Origin of the sequence: Chryseobacterium edaphi (genome assembly GCF_025628985.1) — a bacterium.
GTDB classification, from domain to species: Bacteria; Bacteroidota; Bacteroidia; order Flavobacteriales; family Weeksellaceae; genus Chryseobacterium; species Chryseobacterium edaphi.
The window spans coordinates 473122-497013 of record NZ_JAOTEM010000001.1 but is presented as its reverse complement, the minus strand read 5'-3'; the positions used below and the strand labels follow the sequence as shown (position 1 = coordinate 497013).

The window sequence follows — 23892 nt, the reverse complement described above, 5'->3', positions numbered from 1 at the left end:
CTACTTTTTTAATAAAACCAATTCTACCCTTCTATTTTTAACTCGGTCTGCTTCTGTAATTTCAGGATATATAACCGGGTTAAGATGTCCCAATCCATTGACCTTTATTCTTGTAGATTCTATGCCTTGTTTTAAAAGATATTCTTTAATGGCATTTGCTCTTGTCCACGATAAATTAAAAGTTCCTAAATCTGAATCTTCACCATCAAAATTATCATAATCACAACAAATGTGACCTTGCAATTCTACTTCTAATGAAGGATTTTCTTTTAAAATTTTCCATAATCTCATGAGATTTGAATTACCACTTGAGAGCCAGACATGACGACCACCAATAAAATTGACATCTGGTAAAGAAAAAGTATCTTTTACTTTCATTTGAGCCACTTTTGTACTCAAAAAGCTCGGTAACATTTTACGTGAAATTTTTTCTCCCTGAGCAAAATATTTTTCAATAAAAATATCGACTCTCCTGTTTTTGCTGCGTAGTTTCTCAGTACTGTTATCGTTGATTTGTTTTTCGACCCCTAAACCAACTGCACTTTTCAATTTTATATTGTTTCCGATTTTTGTTTTTAAATATTCATTGACATTATTTGCACGATTTTCTGACAATTTTTTATTGAGTTCAGCATTTCCTGAAAGATCACAATTTCCAAAAATTCTGAATGTAAGATTGCTTTTTAATTGAGATAAACTATCAAGTTTCGCTTTCGATTCCTGATTAAGTTCGTAACTATTATTTTTGAAATATAGTGAAGTCATCATTTGTGAATTCACCATTATAGAAAAGAAAATTAAGATCAAAATTGCTTTCATCGTACTTGTTTGTTAGTAAACGTGAAATTGTGAAAAATAATTTATAATTTGTTATAAATATGACCTGTAATTTTGAAATTTAAAATTCTATTTCTCTAATTTTACTGTTTAGTTATTAATATTTAAAACAAAATGATGAAGGCAAAATACTATTTATTAATTATCACTTTACTGATTTCTGTTTCTTATTCTTCTCAAAATATAGATAACCATTACAAACAAATTGAAGGAATCTGGAAAGGTAATTTTGAAGAAAAAAGTAAAAAATATGTTGTTAGTTTAAACGTTTCAAATAGCCCTAGATTTAAAGACTCGTATAATTTCACTTTAACAAACTTCACAAATGACAGATTTTATGTGACAAAAAGTAAAATAATGGAAAGCACAGAAAAAACATTTACCATTGTTGTTGAGGAAGCAGGACTTTCTTCTTGTGAAAATTGCAAATTTACCAAAGGTACAATTACTATAAAAACTCTTGACAATAACACTATAGAACTTTCTGTAACTTCTGTTGGACCAAGTTATTGGCGAACATATGATGTAGAACAAGGAATGACTGATATTTCCAATTTAATATTAATTAGAGATCATTCAACTAAATAAAATTTAATTTTTAATCCCTTTTTTAGAAATTACTTGATTTGATTCTGTATTTATTTTGATGAAATAAATCCCCTTTTGCAAATTTGATGTGTCAATATTTTTTGTAGTATTATCTTTTAAAACCAATCTTCCCGATTCATCATAGATCTCAGTAGACTTTATTTTTTCATCAGTTTTCAGATTCAATTCATCTTTGAAGGGGTTGCTAAAATTTATTGAATCTTCATTTTTCATAACTGTATTTATTGATAATGTAGACTGATTAAAAATATATCTTGAAATTTTATTTCCATAGAAAATGTACAAATAATTATCTTTAATTAATGTGTGAAAAGTATCCGCTGAATTTATTTCTTGTAATATATGATGAACATTTCCATTAATTGAAATTTGATTTCCAGATTGATCATATCCCCTAAATGCTATTTTTGTTGGATTAGCAGTTCCATTTAAGTCGTATGAAGCAGAAAGTAAGAAAATATAATTACCGTATAAAAGCGGTTTATTTTCTGCACTGCTATAATTATCCCCATTAAATACATATGAATCAGCATAATCAATCTTACCATTAATTCCAAAATTATTATCCAAATTACCGGTAGAATTGGTTTTTGTTAATTGACCGCTATCTCCATTTTTATAATTATGAATAAAAGATGTATTATTTTGAGGAACAGACGAACTTCCCCAATGTGCCAGAGAAGTATTAAAAGTATTTAAAGATTGTGAATAACCGTTTTGACCATACAAAGTATCTAAATTTCCCGTATTGTAGTTGATTTTTCTTATGTAGCGCTGTTCACCTGAAGCAATTACAACTTCGTATAAAAATTCATTATCATAATAAATAAGATCTCCAAAACTAGTATTAGTATTTTCCAAAGGTGAAATAAGTGCTTGAACTCCGTTATTTCCAAAAGCGGGATCAGGTAAACCTGTAGGATAATATTTGCTGATACTTTGTTGATTTCTTGAAATTATTTTTCCATCAGGTAACACAATTTTATAATGATGATAAGGTGTAGTCAGTGCCGAATTAATATTTCCAAATCCAGCATCTGCTTGTCCGTTAGAAAGATATTTTTCTCCAGAATTCAAATAAAACTTATTGAAGTCTGAATAAAAACTATCTGACTCATAATTGGAGGATAGGATACTAATTTCTCCACTGGTTCCAAACGTAAAGTCTGGTGTTCCATTATTATTAAGTCTGAAAAATTTCCTCCCGATAAAACTATTGGAGCTATTGTAGATCGGTTGATTTAAAAACAATTTATCCCCTTGAAATGTTGGTGTATTGTAAGGAAAAAGCTGTGACATCGAATTGGTCATTGTACCAATTTCTGCAACTCCACTATTTCCGAAACTTAAATCTTTTGTAAGAGTGATCTGCGCGGAAGAATACGCAAAATGCAGTGCGAGAACTGCCGTCATTATTTTTTTCATTAAATGTGTTTTTTATTGCGGTAAATTTAATAAATATTATCACACCACAATGAAAAAAGCGAACTTTTAGTTCGCTTTTTTATTTTTATTTGATTCTAAGTGGTTTTAAACCAGCTTCATCAAAACATTTTCATCAATCTTCTCCACCTTCACCAAATTATGTTTCGTCAAAGTTTTAGAAGCTTTATCCCATTTTTTACCTGACAACTGACTTCTTTCTTTTACTTCAGCTAAAGAAAATTCTTCTTCACGGGAGTTTAAAATCTCAAGAATCACTTTTTCGTCTTCTCCCAATTCTACCTGAGGAACGGTTTTTTCCGGTTTCATTTGTGGGAAGAATAATACTTCCTGAATAGATGCATTATTCGTTAAGAACATAATCAATCTGTCCATTCCGATTCCCATTCCTGAAGTTGGTGGCATTCCGTATTCCAGAGCTCGCAGGAAATCTTCGTCAATGAACTGTCCTGCTTCATCATCTCCTTTTTCAGCTAATTTTAACTGATCCTCAAAACGCTCTCTCTGGTCAATCGGGTCATTTAATTCTGAATATGCATTGGCTATTTCTTTACCGCAAACCATCAGTTCAAAACGCTCGGTAAGACCTTCCTGACTTCTGTGTTTCTTGGTTAAAGGCGACATCTCAACAGGATAATCGGTAATAAAAGTCGGCTGAATAAAGTTTCCTTCACATTTTTCACCAAAAATTTCGTCGATTAATTTCCCTTTACCCATCGTTTCGTTTACTTCGATTCCGATAGATTTGGCAAAATCAAACAATTCCTGTTCAGTTTTTCCGGTAATGTCGAAGCCTGTATATTTTTGGATTGCTTCCGTCATTGAAACTCGTGCATAAGGTGCTTTGAAGTCAATTTCCTGATCACCAAATTGAGCTTTCGTCGTTCCATTTACAGCAATTGCACAATGTTCTATCATTTTTTCGGTGAAATCCATCATCCAGTAATAGTCTTTGTAAGCAACATAGATTTCCATTACTGTAAATTCCGGGTTGTGCGTTCTGTCCATTCCTTCATTTCTGAAGTTTTTCGAGAATTCGTATACTCCATCAAAACCACCAACGATCAGTCTTTTAAGATACAGTTCGTTAGCAATTCTCATATATAAAGGAATATCCAAAGCATTGTGATGCGTGATGAACGGTCTTGCGGCTGCTCCACCAGGAATAGCCTGTAAAACCGGAGTTTCTACCTCAATATAACCTGCATCATTGAAAAACTGACGCATTGCCGTATACATTTTTGTTCTCTTCACGAAAGTTTCCTTTACCTGAGGATTTACAATTAAATCTACATAACGCTGTCTGTATCTTAATTCCGGATCGTTGAAAGCATCGTGTACTACTCCATTTTCATCAGTTTTTGCCTGAGGAAGTGGTCTTAAAGTTTTCGTTAAAAGCGTAAAGTTTTTTACCAAAACCGTCATTTCTCCAACCTGAGTTGTGAAAAGTTCTCCTTCGATACCGATGATATCGCCGATGTCTAAAAGGTGTTTGTAAACATCGTTGTATAAAGTTTTGTCTTCTCCTGTACAGATCTCGTCTTTGTTGAAGTACACCTGAATTTTTCCTTTAGAATCCTGCAATTCAGCAAAAGAAGCCTTCCCCTGAATACGGCGAGACATCAATCTGCCCGCAATCTTCACCTGTTTACTCTCAGAAAAATCCTGTTTTATAGATTCTGTAGTATCTGTAACCGTGTATTCTTCTGCCGGGAATGCGTTGATTCCCATTTCAACAAGCTTAGTCAGCTTTTCTCTTCTAATGATTTCCTGTTCTGATAATTGCATTATAATTCAATTTTTTCGAATTGCAAAAATAGTGAATTTTAAACGTTTATGAAACTGGAATTTTATTTAAACCATAAAGTGACAAAAGTTTTTTATTTTACTTAAAGTTGATTAGGATTTTCAACTTTAAATTTTGATGAACACTTAAATCTTTTTAAACCACCCCGTCAAAATTCTTTCGAATTTTCGCCATCTCTCCAAAGGTATAGAATTTTGACAATGAATCACTTGCAGCCCGACTTGAACGGAGCTCTTTTTTTGGCGTTGACTGAACGTAGTCGCAGGCAATGACAGAAAAAAGCGGGAGTGGAAGGCGGATTAAGCTGCCCAAATAAAAAAATTAGAACTCACTATTCCTTTTTTCTTTATTAACAAAAGTCCACGCTAAAATTCTGCTTACTTTCTGACCTTGAGCCATATCAATCGTTTTTACTTCCAAAGCGTGAACCTTTTTAAGAAGTGAATTTAATTTAAACAAATTTTCCTTTTTTGAAACCAAACACGTAAACCATAGAATTTGAGTCGAATATAAAGCACTTTCCTGAATCATTTTAGAGAGAAAAGCCAGTTCACCACCTTCGCACCACAGTTCAGATTGTTGTCCGCTGAAATTGAGATTGGGTTTTTGAACTTTCGAATTTTTAAGATTTTTTGTCTTTCTAAGATTACCTTTCATCGCAGATTCTTCAGAATCATGAAATGGCGGATTGCACATGGAAAAAGTAAATTTATCTTCAGAGTTGAAAATATTTTTAAAGATAAAATTTGAATCCGGCTGGAATTTCAACTGAATATTTTCTGCTATTTCAGGATTTTCATCTAAAATCTTCTGAGCATTACCTAAAGATTTTTGATTGATATCTGTTCCTATCATTTTCCAACCATAAGACTGATGAGCAATCAACGGATACACTAAATTGGCTCCGGTTCCAATATCTAGACCTTTTACAGATAAACCTTTCGGGACTTCTTTAGAATTTCCTGCCAGTAAATCAGCAATGTAATGAATATAATCTGCACGTCCCGGAATTGGTGGACAAAGATTTCCATCGGGAATATCCCAGTTTTTCACCTGATAATAATGTTGTAATAAAGCTTTATTAAGCAATTTCACCGCTTTTGGAATGCTAAAATTGATGGTTAAATTCCCATAAGCATTGTTGAAAACATAATGTTTCAGTTCCGGCACACAGGAAATCAGTTGTTCAAAATCATAAGAATTTCGGTGTAAATTTCTTGTGTGCAGTCCTGATTTTTCGGTGGTCATGAATTATTTTTTCTGACTTAAAATATATTCCACCATTTTTTTGGCATCTGCTTTCGACACTTGCGGATGAGGCTGCATCGGAACACTTCCCCAAACTCCACTTCCGCCTTCAATAATTTTTGAAGCCAAAATTTCGATATCCTTTTCAGAATATTTTGCTGCAATTTCTTTATAAGAAGGTCCGATCAAACGTTCATCTGCATTATGACACGCCATACAGTCAGATCCTTCTACTAAACTCTGTCCCGAAACATGAGTCGCGATAGGTGTAGAAGCATCTGATGAAGGTTGTATCTCTGAATTTTCTTTCTTTGAACAGGAAATAATAAGCAAACTTACCAGTCCCGTTAAAAACAGTTTTTTCATTATTTTTTTGATGCCGTAGAATCTGTAGACGGTGACGGAGCAGGAATTGCAGTTGCCGGAGCAGTTTCAGTTTTTGCTGTTGAATCAGCTGGTACAGTAGGAGCTGCAGGCTCTTCTAACATTGTGTTACTGTCTTGTAAAGATTTGTCTGTTTTTTTTGAACAGCTAACTGCGAATAAACTTCCGATCAATGCGATTGCTAATACTTTTTTCATATATAAATATTTATTTTTCTAATTATTAAAATGAAACCGAATCACGATTTCATCGCTTTTCAATTGCTGACAAAAATATAAAAATAAACTTTCAAATAAGAGAATTCAAGCCTTTTTTAAATCATAATTAAATTTTCTCCGATTTTTGTTTTTGATATAAAAAAATTATCTACATTTGTCATATGTTAGATACAAGCAACAATTTTTGGTGGTGGCAATCAAACTCTTCGTCGGGTCTGAAGCTATTGTCTTGTTGCTAAATACAACAGGAATATTATAGAACATATATAGACTTTGACGATTGCGTTGAAGTCTTTTTTTTGTCAATTATTTAAAAAAATCGAAATGTTTAGCAACAAAATTCACATAAAAACCACATCCAGAAAGTCATTGGGCGATCTTCAGACACCGATGAATATATATCTTCAGATCCGCGACAAGTTCAGAGACACTATCTTACTCGAAAGTTCGGACATCAAAAGCACTGATAACAATTTCTCATTTATTGCCATCAATGCCATTGCCGGAATTGAGATTAGGAATCATCACGAATTTGAAATAAAATTTCCAAATGAAAATCCGGAGAAAAGAACTTTAGAAGATATCAAAGTGACAGATTTGCTTAATGATTTTTCAAAAGTCTTTGTTTGTGAAAAAACCAATGAGAAAATAGAAGAAACCGCTCAGAGTCTTTTTGGCTACACAAGTTTTGATGCCGTTCCGCTTTTTGAGAAAATTGATTTTAAACCACAAAGTGAAGAAGTTGAAATCCCGATTCTCCGTTATAGATTGTATCAGTACGTCATTGCAATCAATCATTACAATGACGAAATGCATTTGATAGAAAATGAAATTGAAGGCGTAAAATCTGAAGCCTACACGTTGGAAAATTTAATTAAAAATAAAAATTCCGTCGTTTTTCCTTTTGAAAAAATTGATGAAGAAACATCAAATCTTAGTGACGAAGAGTATCTTGAATTGGTCAAGCTTGCCCAAAAACATTGTATGAGAGGTGATGTTTTCCAGCTTGTTTTAAGCAGAAGATTTGAACAGAAATTTAAAGGTGATGAATTCAATGTTTACCGTGCTTTGAGAAATATCAATCCTTCACCTTATCTTTTCTTTTTCGATTACGGGAATTATAAATTATTTGGTTCAAGTCCTGAAAGTCAACTGATTATTAAAAACAACAAAGCAATCATTCATCCCATTGCAGGAACATTTAAAAGAACCAACGATTTTGAAACCGATCTGCTTTCCGCTGAAGCGTTAAAAAAAGATCCCAAAGAAAATGCCGAACACACCATGTTGGTAGATTTAGCAAGAAACGATCTCGGAAAACTTGGAAAAAATGTTACTGTTACAAAACTGAAAGAAATTCAGCTCTTTTCTCACGTAATTCATATGGTAAGTGAAGTGACTGCAGATTTGGAAGAGAATACAAATCCGTTTGAAATTGTTTCCGCAACTTTTCCACAGGGAACTTTGAGCGGAGCACCAAAATATAAAGCGCTTGAACTGATCAATGAATACGAAAAAGATTCGAGAGGTTATTACGGTGGCTGCATCGGGATGATTGGTTTAAACGGAGATTGCAATCAGGCGATTATGATCAGAACTTTTTTAAGCAAAAACAATACTTTGTTTTATCAGGCCGGAGCTGGTTTGGTGGCAAAATCAATCCCTCAAAATGAGTTGGAAGAAGTTAATAATAAACTGAATGCATTGAAAAAAGCAGTTGAGAAAGCAGAGAAATTGGTTGCTAATTAATTATTAAAGAAAATAAAATGACAAATACTATAAAACCATCAACTAAAGTTCTTGTCTTCGACAACTACGACAGTTTCACATATAACTTAGTTCAGATGATCGAAAAAATCACCAATGAGAAAGTTGATGTTTATCGAAACGATGAAATTTCACTCGAAGAAATAGAAAAATACGACAAAATAATCCTTTCTCCGGGTCCCGGAATTCCTGAAGAAGCCGGAATTTTATTGGATTTAATTAAAAAATATGCTCCAACGAAAAGCATTCTTGGAGTTTGCCTTGGTCAACAGGCAATTGCAGAGGCTTTTGGTGGAAATCTGATCAATCTTTCAGAGATTTTTCATGGTGTGGCGACAACTTCAAAAACGATAAAAGAAGATGTAAAGCTTTTCAAAAATTTACCCGAAGAAATTGAAGTTGGAAGATATCACAGTTGGGCGGTGAATAATGAAAACTTTCCTGACGAATTAGAAATTACCGCAATCGACAACGACGGAATGATCATGGCTTTGCAACATAAAACCTACGATGTCCACGGAGTTCAGTTTCATCCTGAAAGTATTTTGACACCCGAAGGAGAAGTGATTATCAGAAATTTTCTTTTGAATTAATTTTAAATTTTCGAACTCATGAAAGAAATCTTAGAATATCTATTCACTCATCACACTTTGTCAAAATCTGAGGCAAAAGCGATTATGATTGAGATTGCTCAAAATAAATTCAATACAGCAGAAGTTACAGCATTTATCACTGTTTTTCTGATGCGAAATATCACTCTCAACGAACTTGAAGGTTTCCGACAGGCTTTGCTCCAAATGGCGGTTCCTGTAAACATCGATGCTAGCGATGCTTTGGATATTGTCGGAACAGGCGGTGACGGGAAAAACACCATCAATATTTCTACTTTAGCAAGTTTTGTCATTGCAGGATCCGGACAAAAAGTGACCAAACACGGTAATTACGGTGCATCAACGATTACAGGCTCTTCAAATGTTTTGGAAGAACTTGGTTATCAGTTTCATAATGATTCAGAAAGTCTGAATAAAGATTTAGAAAAAGCAAACATCTGTTTTTTGCATGCACCCTATTTTCATCCCGCTTTGCAATCAGTGGGAGCTTTACGAAGATCATTAGGTTTACGTACTTTTTTCAATTTACTAGGACCTTTGGTGAATCCTGCAAAACCACAATTTTCGGTGATCGGAGTTTACAATTTAGAAATCGCAAGGATTTATCAATATCTACTTCAAAAAGACAATCGAGAGTTCACAATCGTTCATGGATTAGATGGTTATGACGAAATAAGTTTAACGAGCGACAGCAAAATCATCACTAAAAACAGCGAAGAAATTTACTCCACGAAAGATTTAGGTTTTAATACGTTAGATCCTAAAAGTATCATTGCCGGAGAAACTCCTTACGAATCTGCAAAAATTTTCAGAAATATTTTAGAAGGAAACGGAACGTTTGAGCAAAATGCGGTGGTTCTTGCCAATGCTGCAGTTGCACTCCATCATACCAACAAATTTGGAAATTACGAAGATTGTCTTCTTCTTGCTCAGGAAAGTCTGGTAAGCGGAAAAGCATTGAGAAGTTTGAATAATTTAATTCATTAATTTTTTTTATGGCGACAATTTGACTTCATCGAAAGTCAATTAAATATATTTTTTAGGGCGACAAATTCCGTCTTCCGTTCCCGCTTTTTACAACAATGGCTTCGGCTCCGCTCAGCCATCGTTGTAAAAGAGCTCCACTCAAGCCGGGTCGCAATGTGTAAGAATTAGAAACCTATTACCGGAAATGAATATTTTAGATATAATTATAGAGAGAAAAAGACAGGAAATTAAAGAATCAAAATCTAAAATTACCTTACAGCAATTGAAAGATTCAGAATTTTTCAACAGAAATACTTTATCATTAAAAGAAACATTACAATCAAAATCCGGAATTATTGCCGAGTTTAAAAGACAGTCTCCGTCAAAGGGAATAATTAATGATACGGTTTCTCCTATAGAAGTTGTTTCTGCTTATGAAAACTTCGGAGCGAGTGCGGTTTCCATTTTAACTGATAAAGATTTTTTTGGAGGAAATTTTAATGATATTTTAAAAGTAAGAAGAGAAATCAATATTCCGATTCTTCGAAAAGATTTTATGATTGATGAATATCAATTTTACGAAGCAAAAAGTATCGGAGCAGATGTTATTTTGCTGATCGCTGTTTGTCTTTCAACTTCTCAGGTTCTTGAGTTCACAGAATTATCCCATCAATTGGGTCTTGAAGTTTTATTGGAAATTCATACAGAAGAAGAACTTCAACATATCAACAAAAACATTGATTTTGTAGGCATCAACAATAGAAATTTAAAAGATTTCAAAGTTGATTTACAACATTCTGTCAATCTGAAAAATCAGCTTCCAAAAAACGTTTTATCAATTGCAGAAAGCGGAATTTATAATACTGAAGATTTTAATTACCTAAAAGAAAAAGGCTTTGACGGTTTTTTGATGGGAGAATATTTTATGAAAAGTGAAAATCCTGCTAAAGCTTTTGAAGAATTTATAAATAAAATATCATGAAACTCAAAGTTTGCGGCTTAACAAAATTGGATCAGATTCATGAATTGATTTCTATGAATGTGAATTTTCTGGGCTTTATTTTTTATGAAAAATCACCAAGATATGTTTTGGATCATTTAAATTTAGAACAAATTTCAAAAATAAATCATTCTGGAAAAGTCGGTGTTTTTGTGAATGAAAATTTAGATCAAATAATAGAAATTGCAGAAAAGGCAAATCTGAATTTCATCCAGCTTCATGGAGATGAAAATGAAAATTTCATTGTAAGATTAAGACAAAATTTAAGTGAAAATATAAAAATTATAAAAGTAATCAGACTTGGAAACCAATCTTCCGATGAACTGCAAAAAACCATCAACAGACAACGATCAACCAACAATCATTTACTTTTCGACACAGATTCAAAAGCTTTCGGTGGCACAGGAAAAACCTTCGATTGGAATATTTTAAACAAAATTGAAATCCCAATTCCTTATTTTTTAAGCGGCGGAGTTTCTTTGGAAAATATCGAAAACATTGAACTATTAAATAAAAAACCTTTTGCATTAGACATCAATTCAAAATTTGAAACCGAACCGGGAAATAAGGATGTTGAGAAAATAAAAAAACTTATCAACCTTGTCAAGGTTTAAAACCTTGACAAGGCTTAAAAAAATACTACTTATGAGCTATAAAAACCCAGACCAAAACGGCTATTACGGAGAATTCGGTGGTGCATTCATCCCAGAAATGTTATATCCAAATGTTGAAGAACTTCAAAATAATTATTTAAAAATCATTGAATCCGAAGAATTTCAAAATGAATATCAGGATTTATTAAAAAATTATGTCGGTCGTGCTACTCCACTTTATTTTGCGAAAAATTTAAGTGAAAAATACAATACCAAGATTTATCTGAAAAGAGAAGACCTCAATCACACCGGAGCACATAAAATCAACAATGCTCTGGGTCAGGTTTTATTGGCGAGACGTCTTGGAAAGCAAAGAATTATCGCTGAAACAGGAGCCGGACAACATGGCGTTGCAACTGCCACAGCTTGCGCATTATTGGGTTTGGAATGCATCGTGTACATGGGCGAAGTCGACATTGCAAGACAGGCTCCGAATGTTGGGAGAATGAAAATGTTGGGAGCAACGGTTATTCCTGCGACTTCAGGATCAAAAACTTTGAAAGATGCAGTAAATGAAGCTTTACGAGATTGGATTAACAACTCTACCACAACACATTATGTGATTGGAAGCGTTGTTGGACCACATCCATTTCCTGATTTGGTGGCGAGATTTCAAAGTTTAATTTCAAAAGAAATTAAAGAACAGCTTCACGAACAAATCGGAAGAGAAAATCCTGATTACATAATTGCCTGTGTCGGTGGCGGAAGTAATGCTGCAGGAACTTTCTATCATTTTGTAGATGAAGAAAATGTAAAAATCATTGCTGCTGAAGCAGGAGGTTTTGGAGTTGAATCTGGAAAATCTGCTGCGACTACTTTTCTGGGAACTTTAGGCGTTCTTCACGGAAGTAAAAGTCTGGTGATGCAGACAGATGACGGACAGGTTATTGAGCCCCATTCTATTTCTGCAGGTTTGGATTATCCCGGAATCGGGCCTTTTCATGCGCATTTGTTTAAAGAAAACCGTGCAGAATTTTTCAGTATCAATGATGATGAAGCGTTGGAATCTGCGTTTGAACTGACGAAACTGGAAGGAATTATTCCCGCTTTGGAAAGTGCTCATGCTTTGTCAGTTTTAAATAAGAAAAAGTTTAACGAAAATGATATTGTTGTCATCTGTTTAAGCGGCCGCGGTGATAAGGATATGGAAACGTATTTGAAGAATCTGTAAAATTATTTTGGCGGTAAATTCCGTCTTCCACTCCCGCTTTTTTTGTTGGCTTCGGCTTCGCTCAGCCAACAAAAAAGAGCTCCGTTCAAGCCGGATCGCAAATTTGTTATAAAAACAAACCTTTGTCATTCAACAAAATCTCTCAATCAATTAATTTTTAAAATGAAAAAACTCAATATATATTTCACAGCAGGAATTCCACAATTGGAAGATACTGCTGAAATCATACAACTCATTCAGGATTCCGGAGCCGATATGATGGAAATCGGTATGCCTTATTCCGATCCTGTCGCAGACGGACCAGTTATTCAAAAAGCACATGAATTGGCTTTGAAAAATGGAATGACCATTGAAAAACTTTTTTCTCAATTGAAATCCATTAAAAACGAAATTAAAATTCCGATTATTTTAATGGGATATATTAATCCGGTATTAAGTTTCGGATTTGAAAATTTCTGCAGAGAATGTTCAGAAAGTGGAATTTCAGGTTTAATTATTCCAGATCTTCCACCCATCGAATTCGAAAAAAATTATCATAAAATTTTAGAAACATACAATTTGAATTTTACTTTCCTGATCACCCCTGAAACTTCCGTTGACAGAATTTTATATCTGGATTCTCTAAGTTCAGGCTTTTTGTATGCGGTAAGTTCATCTTCCACAACGGGAAGTGAGAATACAGTTTTGAAAAATGAGGATTATCTGTCAAGAATCGCTTCTCTTCCCTTAAAAAATCCAGTAATGATAGGCTTTGGAATTAAGTCTAAAGAAGATTTTGAAAATGTCACAGAAAAAGCAGACGGCGGAATCATAGGAACTGCCTTCGTCAATATTCTGCTGAACGATAAAGATTGGAAGATAAATGCCATAGATTTTATTCATTCAATAAAAAATTAAAAATCACTAAATTTGTCTGTTAATAAAAGGCATGAACACACATCAAAATAAAGTCGTAGCATTTGAAGATCTGGGCGTAAAAGATTATCAGTCTTCCTGGGATTATCAGGAAAGTCTGATGAAGGAAATCATCGATACCAAAATCAAAAACCGCGACTTGCCCGCTGAAGAACGTCTTACAACTTCCAACCATTTTCTTTTGGTGGAGCATCCTCACGTTTACACTTTGGGAAAAAGCGGTCATGAAGAAAATATGCTTGCCGGAATTGATAAATTAAAGGAAATCGAAGCTACCTTCGTCAAAGTAAATCGTGGCGGAGACATTACCTATCATGGTTTCGGACAGATTGTGGGTTACCCGATTTTAGATCTTGAAAATTTCTTTACCGATATTCATTTATACATGCGAAATCTCGAAGAAGTAATTATCAGAACGATGGCTGAATTTGGTTTAAAAGGTGAACGTTCACCGGGAGAAACCGGAGTTTGGCTGGATGTCGGAAAACCTTATGCCAGAAAAATCTGTGCAATGGGTGTAAAAGCTTCCCGTTGGGTGACTTTGCATGGTTTTGCGTTTAATGTCAATACAGATATGCGTTATTTTGAATACATTATTCCATGCGGAATTAAAGATAAACAGGTGACTTCTTTAAAAAGAGAATTGGAAAGAGAATTGACAGTTGAAGAAGTTGAAGATATTAAGTTGAAGATGAGAAAGCATTTTGCGGATGTTTTTGGAGCGGAACTGGTTGGGAATACTTAGAATTTGTTTAATTATATTGATCTGTTTCTTTTGAGGCAGATTTTTTTTTCAAAATATTTTATCAAGTAGTATTGAAATGATTTTATCTAATAAATTAGTACTCAAAAATGTTATTTATTGATTTCTCTATGACCATAAAAATAGCTATAAATAGTTATTTTTTATGATTCGTCTATGATATAATTTTATTGTAAAAATAAACCATATCATGGAATCAGAACAATTGAAATTTCTTAAAGAACAAATTGACAGAAGAATAACACGTATAAATAGCAGTAGATTATATTACAGGAGAGTTGCTTTTTGGACTTATTTAAGTATAACAATTTTAGCAGCAATGTCAACAATTGTTTTAGGACTAAATTTCGAAATAATAAAAGATATACTTAGAATTATTGCATTAGTAATTTCAGGCTGTATCACAGTAATAAGTGCTTATAATACTTTTTTCGACAACAAGGGAATGTGGATAGCTTATAATGATGCCTTGAATGAAATTTATAAATTAAAATTTGCAATTGAATTTAGAGAAAAACAAGATTATGAAATTGATCAGATTACAATCGAGCAATTTAAATTACAATATCAAAATATTCTTGATGAATTAAATGACGTCTGGACAAGATCTAAATCTATATAATAAATATTAGATACCTTAGATCTCATCTAAAACACATTTCCTAAAATTAAATTGCACACAATTTAATTGTTCACTACCTTTGCTTTGTTAATTTGATAAGATAATTATTCTAATCAAAGATTTTAAACAAATAAAAAAATAACAAAACAATGTCGTTAATAGAAGATTTAAACTGGAGACATGCCGTAAAAGCGTATGACTCAACAAAAAAAGTATCACAAGAAGATTTAAATAAAATTTTAGAAGCTGCGAGATTAGCTCCTACTTCATCAGGATTACAACCTTTCCGTGTTATAGTAGTAGAAAATCAGGAATTAAAAGAGAAAATGGTGAGTGGTGCATTTAATCCTGAAGTGATGAGAGATTCTTCTCACGTTTTGGTTTTTGCAGCGTGGGACAGCTATTCAAATGAGAAAATTGATAAAGTATACGATCATCATACGGACGTGAGAGATTTACCACAGGGACGTTTCAGCAGTTATACCGATATGATCAAAGATCTGTACAACGCTCAAACTCCCGAACAGCATTTTGCTCACACAGCAAGACAAACGTATATCGCTTTAAGTTTGGCAATGGCTCAGGCGGCTGAATTGAAAATCGATTCTACCCCTGCAGAAGGTTTTAATAATCAAGTTGTTGACGAAATTCTTGGTCTTAAAGAATTAGGTTTAAAAAGTGTTACGCTTTTATATCTTGGCTATAGAGATACCGAAAATGACTGGCTATCCAACATGAAAAAAGTAAGAATTCCGATGGAGGAATTTATCATCAGAAAATAGTATTTTCGCCTCAAATTCATCTCTGAATTATGGAAAATCACGACACACCCAAATTAGGAAATCAGCTATGCTTTCCGTTTTACGTTATCGCAAAGGAAATGACCGGACTTTACCGTCCGTTTCTTGACGAATTGGGCATTACCTATTCGCAATATCTTGTGATGATGATACTTTGGGAAAAAGACGGATTAACCGTAAATCAAATCGGTGAAAAACTGTATCTCGACAGCGGAACTTTAACACCTCTTCTCAAAAGATTGGAATCTAAAGGTTTTATCATCAGAAAAAGAAAAAAAGAAGATGAAAGAGTGGTAGAAGTTTTTCTGGATGATGCAGGAAGAAATTTACAAGAAAAAGCTTGTGAAATTCCGCGGAAAATGCAGGAAAAACTGAATCTTTCGACTGAAGATCTTTTGGAATTGAAAGAAACCGTTCAGAAAATTTTAAATAAAATTCAAAAATAAATGAAAACATTATATACAACCAACGTTACCGCAAAAGGCGGAAGAAACGGACAGGTAAAAAGCGATAACGGAGTTTTGGATCTTGAAGTGAGAATGCCAAAAGGATTAGGCGGAGCCAATGACGACTTCACCAATCCTGAAATGCTTTTCGCAGCAGGATATGCCGCTTGCTTTGACAGCGCATTGAATTTGATCATCAGCAAATCTAAAATTGAAACTGGAGAAACTTCGGTAGCTGCAAAAGTGAGCATCGGACAGAATGAAGACGGTGGTTTTGGTTTGGCTGCAGAATTGGATGTGAATATTCCTGGAGTTTCTCTTGAAGAAGCTCAGGAACTAACAGAGAAAGCTCATCAGATTTGTCCCTATTCTAATGCGACAAGAAATAATATTGAGGTGAAACTTTCGGTGACGAATAACTAAGATTTTTTTCTTTAATTATATGAATCTGCTTCCTTTGGAGGTGGATTTTTTTGTTTGCAGTTTTGACAATTAAATTAGTATTTTTATAAAAAACATTTATGAAGCTATACATTCAAATTCTAGTTATTTTTTCAGTAATTAATTGTAAACCGAAAGATAATTTTGAGAGAGTAAGAATTCAAAATACATCTATAGAACTTGAACAAATTAAATTTTCAGACATTTCGAATATTGAAAATAAAAATAATGGAATTGAATACACAAAACCATTCAATATTGCACTTTCGAAAGAATATTTTCCGGAAATTGAAAAGTATCAGTTTGAACAACCAAAGATTTATCGTAGAGACACCACTAATTTAAATACTGAAATTTCATATTTTTTCACTAAGAACGACAGTATTGTTCGCTTGATTGAATATAGCTGGAATCAAGATGATTTAAAAGAACATTTTATTGATAATCTTTACCAGTCAAATAAAGATATGATTTCAAAAAGCTTATCTCAAAAAGGTATTGAGAAAAGTGAAAAAATTGATTATTGGTGGCAAAAGATTGTAAGATGGGATAATGACTCAACTCACATTTATAGTTTCATCTTTGGAATTGATGAAGGTCAAAGAACAAGAATAATTGTAAGATTCAAATAACTAAAATTTATTAAAATTATTTTGATGGATTTCTATCTGAAAATGATGTAGAAAAACTTTACCTCTTCACCGAATCACTCTTCTTATAAGCATCTACTTCTATATACTCATCATTCAGTTCCTTTTCTTTTTTATCTGAAATTAAAATTCCAAAGAGATGGTCGATTTCGTGCTGGAAAATCACTGCCGTAAATCCTTCAACAATTTCTGAATATTTTTGTCCTTTTAAATCTACATATTGCAGCTGAATCACTTTGCTTCTGTAAAACTGTCCACGGAATTCTGGAATCGACAGATCACCTTCCGGACCGAGATTCTGTAGTTCAGATTTCCAGGTGATGACAGGATTGATGAAATATTCTAATGGCTCTCCCGTTTTATCAAAACGCTGAACCCAGATTACTTTTCTGTTGATTCCTACTTGTGGTGCGGCGATTCCTACTCCACCGTCGGTTGATAACAGAGATTCTTTCATTCTTAAAACCAATGTTGCGGTATTCGGATCAGTCGGATCAATTTCTTTTGACTGATCTAATAAGGTAGTTTGCTGATGAGAATCTGTGGTTTGAAAAATGGGTAATGCGGTTTTTGCATCACCTTGATTGATTATAGAAACTTCTGCTGACGTCAGTTTTTGTGCATTAATGAAACTGATGATAAATATGAGGAGTAAAGAGAGTTTTTTCATTGTTTTGGGAATGTTTAACAAATATAATGATGTTTATATGTTTTGGCTAAAGCCAACTGAATTTATTTTCATTAAAAAACGGGCTAAAGCCCGTTCCTATTGATTTATTATTGATCTGTTGTTTTTTATTACTCACACAGATTTTGCTGATTGAGCAGATTTTTCAGGATTTTTTTCAGTAAAAACATCTGTGAAAATCTGTGAAATCTGCGGGAATAAAATTAATACGTTTTCGTCATATCCGCAGGAATAATCAGATTAAAATTTGTCGGGATATACTCTTTTGCAGGGATTTTTAGTTCAGGATCTTCAGATTCGAAAACGGAGATGACTGCCATTTTCAGGTTCGGATTTTTCTGTTTGATGTACCAGTAAATTCCGCCAAATTCTTTGGTGTGGAAATTTCCGTTGTAGTGGATGAATGTTTTTCCGGATTCAAAATTTTTCAGGATAGATTCTGCCATTGTCGCATCTTTTATTGCCTGTGCAGAAATGAAATTCATCACCTTTGTACCTTCTGCATGTTCTCCCATCATGGTTTTCATTTCGGGATAACCGGGAGTGTCTAAGGTTACTTTGATGGGAAGTTGAGCAATGTATGTTTTTTCCTTTTCGCTTAATTTATTCAATGATTCCAGACCTTCTTTTGCGGTTTGAGACGCGTGCTTTCTCGGAATGTTAGTGGCTATGAACTTCAGTTTTTTATCTTTTGCAAAATCAACCAAAGGTTTGTAATCTGTTGTATAATTATTCCAGAGACGGGCTGAATCTTTCAACATTTTAGCATCAAATTTCCCGCTTAAATAATTATCCAGCTGGGATTGATTATCTCTTTCAAACATTTCGGCTCCCAAAATGATCTGTCCGTTTTTCTTTGCAAATAATGCTTCGGTGATTTTCAGCTGCAGCCAGTGATTGATCGAGCTGTTGTGGTTTTCACCAATAAAAACTATATCATAACCAGCAAGTTCTTTTACTAATTTATCGGTTTTTATTTCTTTACCCTTTTGAGTATAAAACTGAAAAGCTTTCAGGTTTTGTGCATTTGAAAAACAAAAAGCCATCATCAAAATCGCTGCGAATATATTTTTCATTATTATTTTTTATTGTTTTAATTTACTAAAAATTTTTAACACTCATTTCAGCTGGTCATCCATTTATTTAGAACGGCTTTCTGTTTATTTCAGACAATGCCTTGTTGACCCGAGCCAAGGTCTATTTGATTTTGTCCAAAGCCTAGTTGACTTTAGACTAAGACTATTTGATTTTGACCGGAGCCTGTTTTACTTCAGCCAATGTCTAGTTGATTCCGTCCTAAGCTTATTCGATTTTATCCAAAGCTTAGTTGACTTTTGACTAAACCTTCTTGATTCAGGACTAAGGTTATTCCATTTTTGATCTGGCTTTATTTATTTTTGTAAAAGCCTATTCTATTATGATATTATTAAAAAAGCCGCCTTGAAAAAACAAAACGGCCTTTAACAAATCAATTATCAATTATTTTTCTAAATCTGCTACAAGGTCTTTCCATTCTTGCAATTCAGGGATTCCCGGTTTTCTTTTTCCGAAAAACTGAACGATGAAATCACCTTCTTTGTTGAATACTTCGATAGCAGTTACTTCACCGTCTTCAGTCGGTTTTTTCACGATCCAAGCTTCAGCGATTTTGGTAACATCTAAGTGTAAGTTGAAATCAGGATCCATCACGTTGAACCATTGCTGATGCCACATTGTTTTTTTCACCTCACCTGTATGAATCTGAATAATTCCTCTGTTCCCCACGAAAATCATGATCGGAAGATTTTTTTCAGAAGCATCTTCAAGAACGTTAACTACTTTAGAAGTATCGATCTTTTTAGCATATCCTTCAGGAGCCAGTCTCAAAGCCTGAGTTCTTGAAACTCCGAATTTTCTGGTCATCATAAAGAAATCGTGAGTATCTTTCAATTCAGTCCAAGCTTTTTTAAAACCTTCAGCATCAATTTCTGAATCGTCCTTTTCCGGAGCTTTGGGAGCTGCTGTTTCGAACTCAAAAGTTTCAGCTTGATTTTCAGCTTTAAACTGAGCCACGATAGGATCGAAAGCTTCAACGTTGCTGTCTTTCGTCAAATATATTTTGTGAAGCGCCAAACCGTCTTTTCCGAAGAACTGAAGGCTTTTTCTGTCACCTTCGACTACTGCAAAAGCAAATTTCCAGTGATTCATAAAGATTCTCAGGTCAATATCTTCACCTACGAAAAGCTGTGCGTGAGGACTGCTGAAATCACCATTCAGATAAGTTCCTTTTCTCTCGTGTACACACTCATCGTTTCTGGTAAGTGCCATTACTTTTCCTAATTTTTCAACTTCTGTTAAGATGTTGGCAAATTCAGGTTTCAGAACGGTAACTTCTTCACCTACGTTAGTTAATAATAATTCTGCTTCGCTTACACCTAACTGTTCTGCGGCATTTCTTATTCTCAAATGTGGATTTTCTGCTTTCAGAGCTTCCCATTTTTCTTTCAGTTCGTTAACTAATGTGCTCATTATTTTATTTTTTTATGGTTAAAACTGTGTAAATTCTTTTGATTAATTCGTCTCCGGTTTTGCTTTTTATTTCTTCTTCCTTTTCGGAGATTTTCATTCTTTTAAAATGACTTTTTGAAATCAATTCTTCCATCTCGTCATTATTGTAAAGCTTAAAATTGTATTCTGTGAAAGGCAATTTTTCCATAAAATCACGCTGTCCGAATGTGAGAACGAAGGTTCCGGTATCTTTCAAAACCCTGTAAATTTCATTTAAATATTCAACAGGTTCTTTCCAGAAATAAACGGTGTTGACTGTAAATATTTTATCAAAAACCTCATCTTCGAAAGGAAATTTTTCGCCTTCATACAACACAAAATCTGCCTGATCTTTAAAATCTGAATTTAATTTTTGAGCTTCATTGTGCATGGTTTCGGAAATATCAATGCCTGTGTATTTTAAATCTTTAGCAATCTTTAAAAAACTTTTCAGATGACCGGCGTTTCCGTGACCGATCTCGAGAATGTATTCGTTGTCTTCTATCAACAAAGCATGAATACTTTCGAGCGTCATCCCGATATTGGTGGCATTCATCATTTCGCCAATTTCGATACCTTTTTCACCTTGCGGATTGGCAAGATTTTCGGCTAATATTTTAAGTTGATCTTTTTCCATATTTATCCAAAAATAATCATCGGGTTATTGGTGATCGGATGGTCACAAATCGTGCAGGGAAAATTGTATGCTTCACTGATATTTTCAGCAGTGAAAACCTCTTGCGGAGTTCCGTAAGCAGCTACTTTTCCAGATTTCATCAGCAAAATTTTGTCTGCATACTGAGCAGCAAGGTTGAGATCATGAAGAACTACAACCGCAGAATTTTCTTTTTTTGTGAAATTCTTAATGATTTCTAAAGCTTTGTATTGATGTTTTACATCCAGATTGTTCAGAGGCTCATCTAAAAAAAGCAATTTTTGAGTGATTTCGTTCTGCAACTGTGCCAAAACTCTTGACAAATGCACGCGTTGTTTTTCGCCACCCGACAATGTATTGTATTCTCTGTCTTTCAGGTGATAAACATCAGTCTCAAACATCATTTCGTTTGTTGCCTGCAGATCTTCGGCTTTTGGCTGAGCATCAAAATAAGGATAACGCCCCATCATCACAATATCTTTCACTTCAAGAGGAATATCATTGGAGTTATGCTGTGAAAATTTCGCTTTATGTTTGGAAATTTCAGTCATTTTCCAGTCGCTGATATTTTTATCTTTAAATAAAATCTGCTGCCTGGTTTTCACTTCATTTGCCAAAATACTTAGCAGACTTGATTTTCCCGCTCCATTAGGACCAACGATGGCTAAAAATTCGCCAAAGCCAAGTGTGACATCCACTTCGTTAAGGATGAAAAATTCTTTATGCCTGTAATTGATTTGCTGTGCCTTGATCATTACATTGACTTTTTAAATTTCATTAAAATTGCAATAAAAATAGGTGCACCCATCATCGCAGTAAGAATCCCGATCGGGAGCTCCGAAGGCTCTACTATACTTCTGCTGAATGTATCGGCGGTCAATAATAATATACTTCCACAAATTGCTGATAATGGTAAGATGAAAGCATAATTTGATTTAAACAAAAGTCTTAATATATAAGGAACAATCAACCCTACAAAACCGATGGTTCCGGAAAATGCTACGCAGGATCCTACCATTAATGCAGTAATGATGATGATTTGTTTCTTTAGCTTTTCGACATTGATTCCTAAATGCTGTGCATCTCTTTCACCCAACATCATTGCATTCAAAGCCTTTCCTTTCGGCATTAAAATACTAAATGAAAAAACGAGTACAATGGCTAAAATAGCATTCTTAGTCCATGTTGCAGCAGCAAGACTACCCATATTCCAGAAAGTGAGATCTCTTAGTTGATCGTCTTTTGATATATAAATAAGAAAGCCTACTAAAGAAAAACCGATTGCAGAAATCGCAACTCCCGTCAACAGCATCATGACTACATTGGTTTTTCCACCACTTGTGGAAATTCTGTACACCAAAAGCATAGCGAGAAGTGATCCTATAAATGCAGCGATGCCTACCAATGAAAACTGTACCGCCTCAGGAAGAAACTCTCTGAAATGTCTTCCTAAAACAATTGTGATGGCAGCCATTAAAGTTGCTCCTGATGTAAGACCAATCAAATCTCCCGTTGCCAAAGGATTTTTGAATAATCCCTGTAAACTCGTTCCTGAAACTGATAGCATACTGCCAATAAGAATGGCCATTACAATTCTGGAAGCTCTTACCTCCCAGACAATGTATTTGTCACTTAATGAAACATCAGTATCTCCCTGAATTACTTTTCCTAAAACCTCAAATGCCGATTTACCCGCGAAGTCGTAAACCCCAGTATTAAGCGACCACACTGCTATCAAAAAAAGCAGTATGGTACTTAATATAATGTAAAAGTATAATTTACTTTGTGTTTTCAACTAAAAGTTTGTTTAATGCAACTGCAGCCTCACCTAATCTTGGTCCGAAACCTGAAACCAGGCCACCATCCATAGCAATAATCTTCTTGTTTTTACCTGCGTTGGTCTGAGAAACTCCCGGCATTTTAAGAGCGCCTTCATTTCCTCCTGAACCTTCTAAACCGCTTGTGAAAAAGAACAATACATCAGGATTTGCTTTCACCACCGCTTCCGGAGTTAAAGGTTTGAAATCTTCAAAATCATTGATTGCATTTTCACCTCCTGCAAGACCGATCAATGCTGCCATTGGCGTATTTTTACCTGAAACCATCATCATATTTCCTCTTGCATAGATGAACAGAACTTTTGGTTTTTTAGCAATAGGCTGAACCTGCTTTAAATCAGCATCAATTTTATCGTTTAATTTCTGATAATCAGCATTTCCGACAGCTTTTGCAACATCAGCAATTAATTTTTTAGTTCCGGCAACTGTATATTCCTGCTTGAAAGTTTCAGTTTTGATTCCTGAAGCTTTGATTTTACCCATCAGTTCAGGATTGATATCTTTGTCAGAAGCTAAAATCAAAGTTGGAGATACTGCCATAATAGGCTCTATTGTAATTGATCTTACATGACCTAAATTTTCAGCAGAAGTTTTTAAAGATTCAGGATAAGTACTTGTAACGTCTGTTGCAACGATTTCTTTTTCGTGACCTAGAGCGCTTACAATTTCTGTAATTCCTCCGTTGAGAGTAACGATTTTATTATTGGTTTTCGGAGTTTCAGAAGAAACTTCGGTTTTATTTTCAGTTGGTTTTGAAGTTTCTTTTTTACAAGAATATACTGCTGCAAGTACAGAAACTGCAAGAATGAATTTTTTCATTTTTATTAATTATTA

27 protein-coding genes are annotated in these 23892 nt (G+C 34.1%); 14 read left to right on the top strand and 13 right to left on the bottom strand.

The annotated features are described in order from the left end of the window. Complete coding sequence (locus tag NZ698_RS02355) at positions 1 to 819, bottom strand: OmpA family protein (RefSeq protein WP_263001476.1); 819 nt, start codon at positions 817 to 819, stop codon at positions 1 to 3. Positions 820 to 954: 135 nt separating this feature from the next. Between NZ698_RS02355 and NZ698_RS02350 the strand changes: the two genes are divergently transcribed. After that, positions 955 to 1425 (top strand): hypothetical protein, encoded by a 471-nt coding sequence (locus NZ698_RS02350; RefSeq protein WP_263001475.1) that lies wholly within the window; start codon positions 955 to 957, stop codon positions 1423 to 1425. Positions 1426 to 1428: 3 nt separating this feature from the next. Here the strand turns inward: NZ698_RS02350 and NZ698_RS02345 are convergent, their stop codons facing one another. The 5 genes from NZ698_RS02345 to NZ698_RS02325 all read right to left on the bottom strand — a co-directional run bounded on the left by NZ698_RS02345 (position 1429) and on the right by NZ698_RS02325 (position 6525). Then, positions 1429 to 2871: a T9SS type A sorting domain-containing protein gene (locus NZ698_RS02345; protein ID WP_263001474.1), complete on the bottom strand. Its 1443-nt coding sequence runs from the start codon at positions 2869 to 2871 to the stop codon at positions 1429 to 1431. A 105-nt stretch (positions 2872 to 2976) separates the two neighbouring features. Beyond that, the gene (gene lysS, locus NZ698_RS02340) at positions 2977 to 4677 is read right to left on the bottom strand and encodes a lysine--tRNA ligase (protein WP_263001472.1); all 1701 of its coding nucleotides are present in this window, start codon (positions 4675 to 4677) and stop codon (positions 2977 to 2979) included. A 340-nt stretch (positions 4678 to 5017) separates the two neighbouring features. Then, entirely contained in the window at positions 5018 to 5944 is a 927-nt protein-coding gene (gene rlmF / locus NZ698_RS02335) for a 23S rRNA (adenine(1618)-N(6))-methyltransferase RlmF (RefSeq protein WP_263001470.1), read from the bottom strand. A gap of 3 nt (positions 5945 to 5947) precedes the next feature. Further along, on the bottom strand, positions 5948 to 6310 hold the full coding sequence (locus tag NZ698_RS02330; RefSeq protein WP_263001468.1) for a c-type cytochrome: 363 nt from the start codon (positions 6308 to 6310) through the stop codon (positions 5948 to 5950). Next, positions 6310 to 6525 (bottom strand): hypothetical protein, encoded by a 216-nt coding sequence (locus tag NZ698_RS02325; RefSeq protein ID WP_263001466.1) that lies wholly within the window; start codon positions 6523 to 6525, stop codon positions 6310 to 6312. Before NZ698_RS02325 ends, NZ698_RS02330 begins: the two co-directional genes overlap by 1 nt. A 345-nt stretch (positions 6526 to 6870) precedes the next feature. Between NZ698_RS02325 and NZ698_RS02320 the strand changes: the two genes are divergently transcribed. From NZ698_RS02320 to NZ698_RS02260, 13 genes are all read left to right on the top strand, one after another. Beyond that, on the top strand, positions 6871 to 8295 hold the full coding sequence (locus NZ698_RS02320; protein WP_263001464.1) for an anthranilate synthase component I family protein: 1425 nt from the start codon (positions 6871 to 6873) through the stop codon (positions 8293 to 8295). A gap of 17 nt (positions 8296 to 8312) precedes the next feature. Beyond that, positions 8313 to 8906 (top strand): anthranilate synthase component II, encoded by a 594-nt coding sequence (locus NZ698_RS02315; protein ID WP_263001462.1) that lies wholly within the window; start codon positions 8313 to 8315, stop codon positions 8904 to 8906. 18 nt (positions 8907 to 8924) lie between these two features. Continuing rightward, positions 8925 to 9911 (top strand): anthranilate phosphoribosyltransferase, encoded by a 987-nt coding sequence (trpD, locus tag NZ698_RS02310; protein WP_263001460.1) that lies wholly within the window; start codon positions 8925 to 8927, stop codon positions 9909 to 9911. Between the two features lie 184 nt (positions 9912 to 10095). Further along, positions 10096 to 10872, top strand: a complete 777-nt coding sequence (trpC, locus tag NZ698_RS02305) for an indole-3-glycerol phosphate synthase TrpC (RefSeq protein WP_263001458.1) — start codon at positions 10096 to 10098, stop codon at positions 10870 to 10872. Continuing rightward, positions 10869 to 11504, top strand: coding sequence for a phosphoribosylanthranilate isomerase (locus NZ698_RS02300; protein ID WP_263001456.1), 636 nt, complete (start codon positions 10869 to 10871; stop codon positions 11502 to 11504). The genes trpC and NZ698_RS02300 overlap by 4 nt, the downstream gene beginning before the upstream one ends. A gap of 31 nt (positions 11505 to 11535) precedes the next feature. Beyond that, positions 11536 to 12714, top strand: a complete 1179-nt coding sequence (gene trpB / locus NZ698_RS02295) for a tryptophan synthase subunit beta (protein WP_263001455.1) — start codon at positions 11536 to 11538, stop codon at positions 12712 to 12714. A gap of 162 nt (positions 12715 to 12876) precedes the next feature. After that, positions 12877 to 13611, top strand: a complete 735-nt coding sequence (trpA, locus tag NZ698_RS02290) for a tryptophan synthase subunit alpha (RefSeq protein WP_263001453.1) — start codon at positions 12877 to 12879, stop codon at positions 13609 to 13611. Between the two features lie 31 nt (positions 13612 to 13642). Next, the gene (lipB, locus tag NZ698_RS02285; protein WP_263001452.1) at positions 13643 to 14374 is read left to right on the top strand and encodes a lipoyl(octanoyl) transferase LipB; all 732 of its coding nucleotides are present in this window, start codon (positions 13643 to 13645) and stop codon (positions 14372 to 14374) included. A 208-nt stretch (positions 14375 to 14582) separates the two neighbouring features. Then, positions 14583 to 15014 carry an SLATT domain-containing protein gene (locus NZ698_RS02280; RefSeq protein WP_263001450.1) on the top strand — a complete coding sequence of 144 codons (432 nt, stop codon included), beginning with the start codon at positions 14583 to 14585 and terminating at the stop codon, positions 15012 to 15014. 149 nt (positions 15015 to 15163) lie between these two features. Next, on the top strand, positions 15164 to 15796 hold the full coding sequence (locus tag NZ698_RS02275) for an NAD(P)H-dependent oxidoreductase (protein WP_263001448.1): 633 nt from the start codon (positions 15164 to 15166) through the stop codon (positions 15794 to 15796). A 29-nt stretch (positions 15797 to 15825) separates the two neighbouring features. Beyond that, positions 15826 to 16260 (top strand): MarR family winged helix-turn-helix transcriptional regulator, encoded by a 435-nt coding sequence (locus NZ698_RS02270; protein ID WP_263001446.1) that lies wholly within the window; start codon positions 15826 to 15828, stop codon positions 16258 to 16260. Further along, a complete protein-coding gene (locus NZ698_RS02265; RefSeq protein ID WP_263001444.1) occupies positions 16261 to 16683 on the top strand; it encodes an organic hydroperoxide resistance protein in 423 nt (140 codons plus the stop codon). Positions 16684 to 16781: 98 nt separating this feature from the next. Continuing rightward, complete coding sequence (locus tag NZ698_RS02260; protein WP_263001442.1) at positions 16782 to 17333, top strand: hypothetical protein; 552 nt, start codon at positions 16782 to 16784, stop codon at positions 17331 to 17333. A 58-nt stretch (positions 17334 to 17391) separates the two neighbouring features. Here the strand turns inward: NZ698_RS02260 and NZ698_RS02255 are convergent, their stop codons facing one another. The 7 genes from NZ698_RS02255 to NZ698_RS02225 all read right to left on the bottom strand — a co-directional run bounded on the left by NZ698_RS02255 (position 17392) and on the right by NZ698_RS02225 (position 23877). Continuing rightward, complete coding sequence (locus tag NZ698_RS02255) at positions 17392 to 18021, bottom strand: peptide deformylase (RefSeq protein WP_263001440.1); 630 nt, start codon at positions 18019 to 18021, stop codon at positions 17392 to 17394. 221 nt (positions 18022 to 18242) lie between these two features. Further along, positions 18243 to 19115 carry a ChaN family lipoprotein gene (locus tag NZ698_RS02250; RefSeq protein WP_263001438.1) on the bottom strand — a complete coding sequence of 291 codons (873 nt, stop codon included), beginning with the start codon at positions 19113 to 19115 and terminating at the stop codon, positions 18243 to 18245. Between the two features lie 403 nt (positions 19116 to 19518). Next, positions 19519 to 20547, bottom strand: coding sequence for a hemin-degrading factor (locus NZ698_RS02245; RefSeq protein ID WP_263001436.1), 1029 nt, complete (start codon positions 20545 to 20547; stop codon positions 19519 to 19521). Positions 20548 to 20551: 4 nt separating this feature from the next. Then, the gene (locus tag NZ698_RS02240; protein WP_263001434.1) at positions 20552 to 21202 is read right to left on the bottom strand and encodes a class I SAM-dependent methyltransferase; all 651 of its coding nucleotides are present in this window, start codon (positions 21200 to 21202) and stop codon (positions 20552 to 20554) included. 2 nt (positions 21203 to 21204) lie between these two features. Beyond that, positions 21205 to 21975, bottom strand: coding sequence for a heme ABC transporter ATP-binding protein (locus NZ698_RS02235; RefSeq protein WP_263001432.1), 771 nt, complete (start codon positions 21973 to 21975; stop codon positions 21205 to 21207). Next, a complete protein-coding gene (locus NZ698_RS02230) occupies positions 21975 to 23015 on the bottom strand; it encodes a FecCD family ABC transporter permease (protein WP_263001430.1) in 1041 nt (346 codons plus the stop codon). Before NZ698_RS02230 ends, NZ698_RS02235 begins: the two co-directional genes overlap by 1 nt. Next, entirely contained in the window at positions 22999 to 23877 is an 879-nt protein-coding gene (locus tag NZ698_RS02225; protein WP_263001428.1) for a heme/hemin ABC transporter substrate-binding protein, read from the bottom strand. Before NZ698_RS02225 ends, NZ698_RS02230 begins: the two co-directional genes overlap by 17 nt. Between the last annotated feature and the right edge of the window lie 15 nt (positions 23878 to 23892).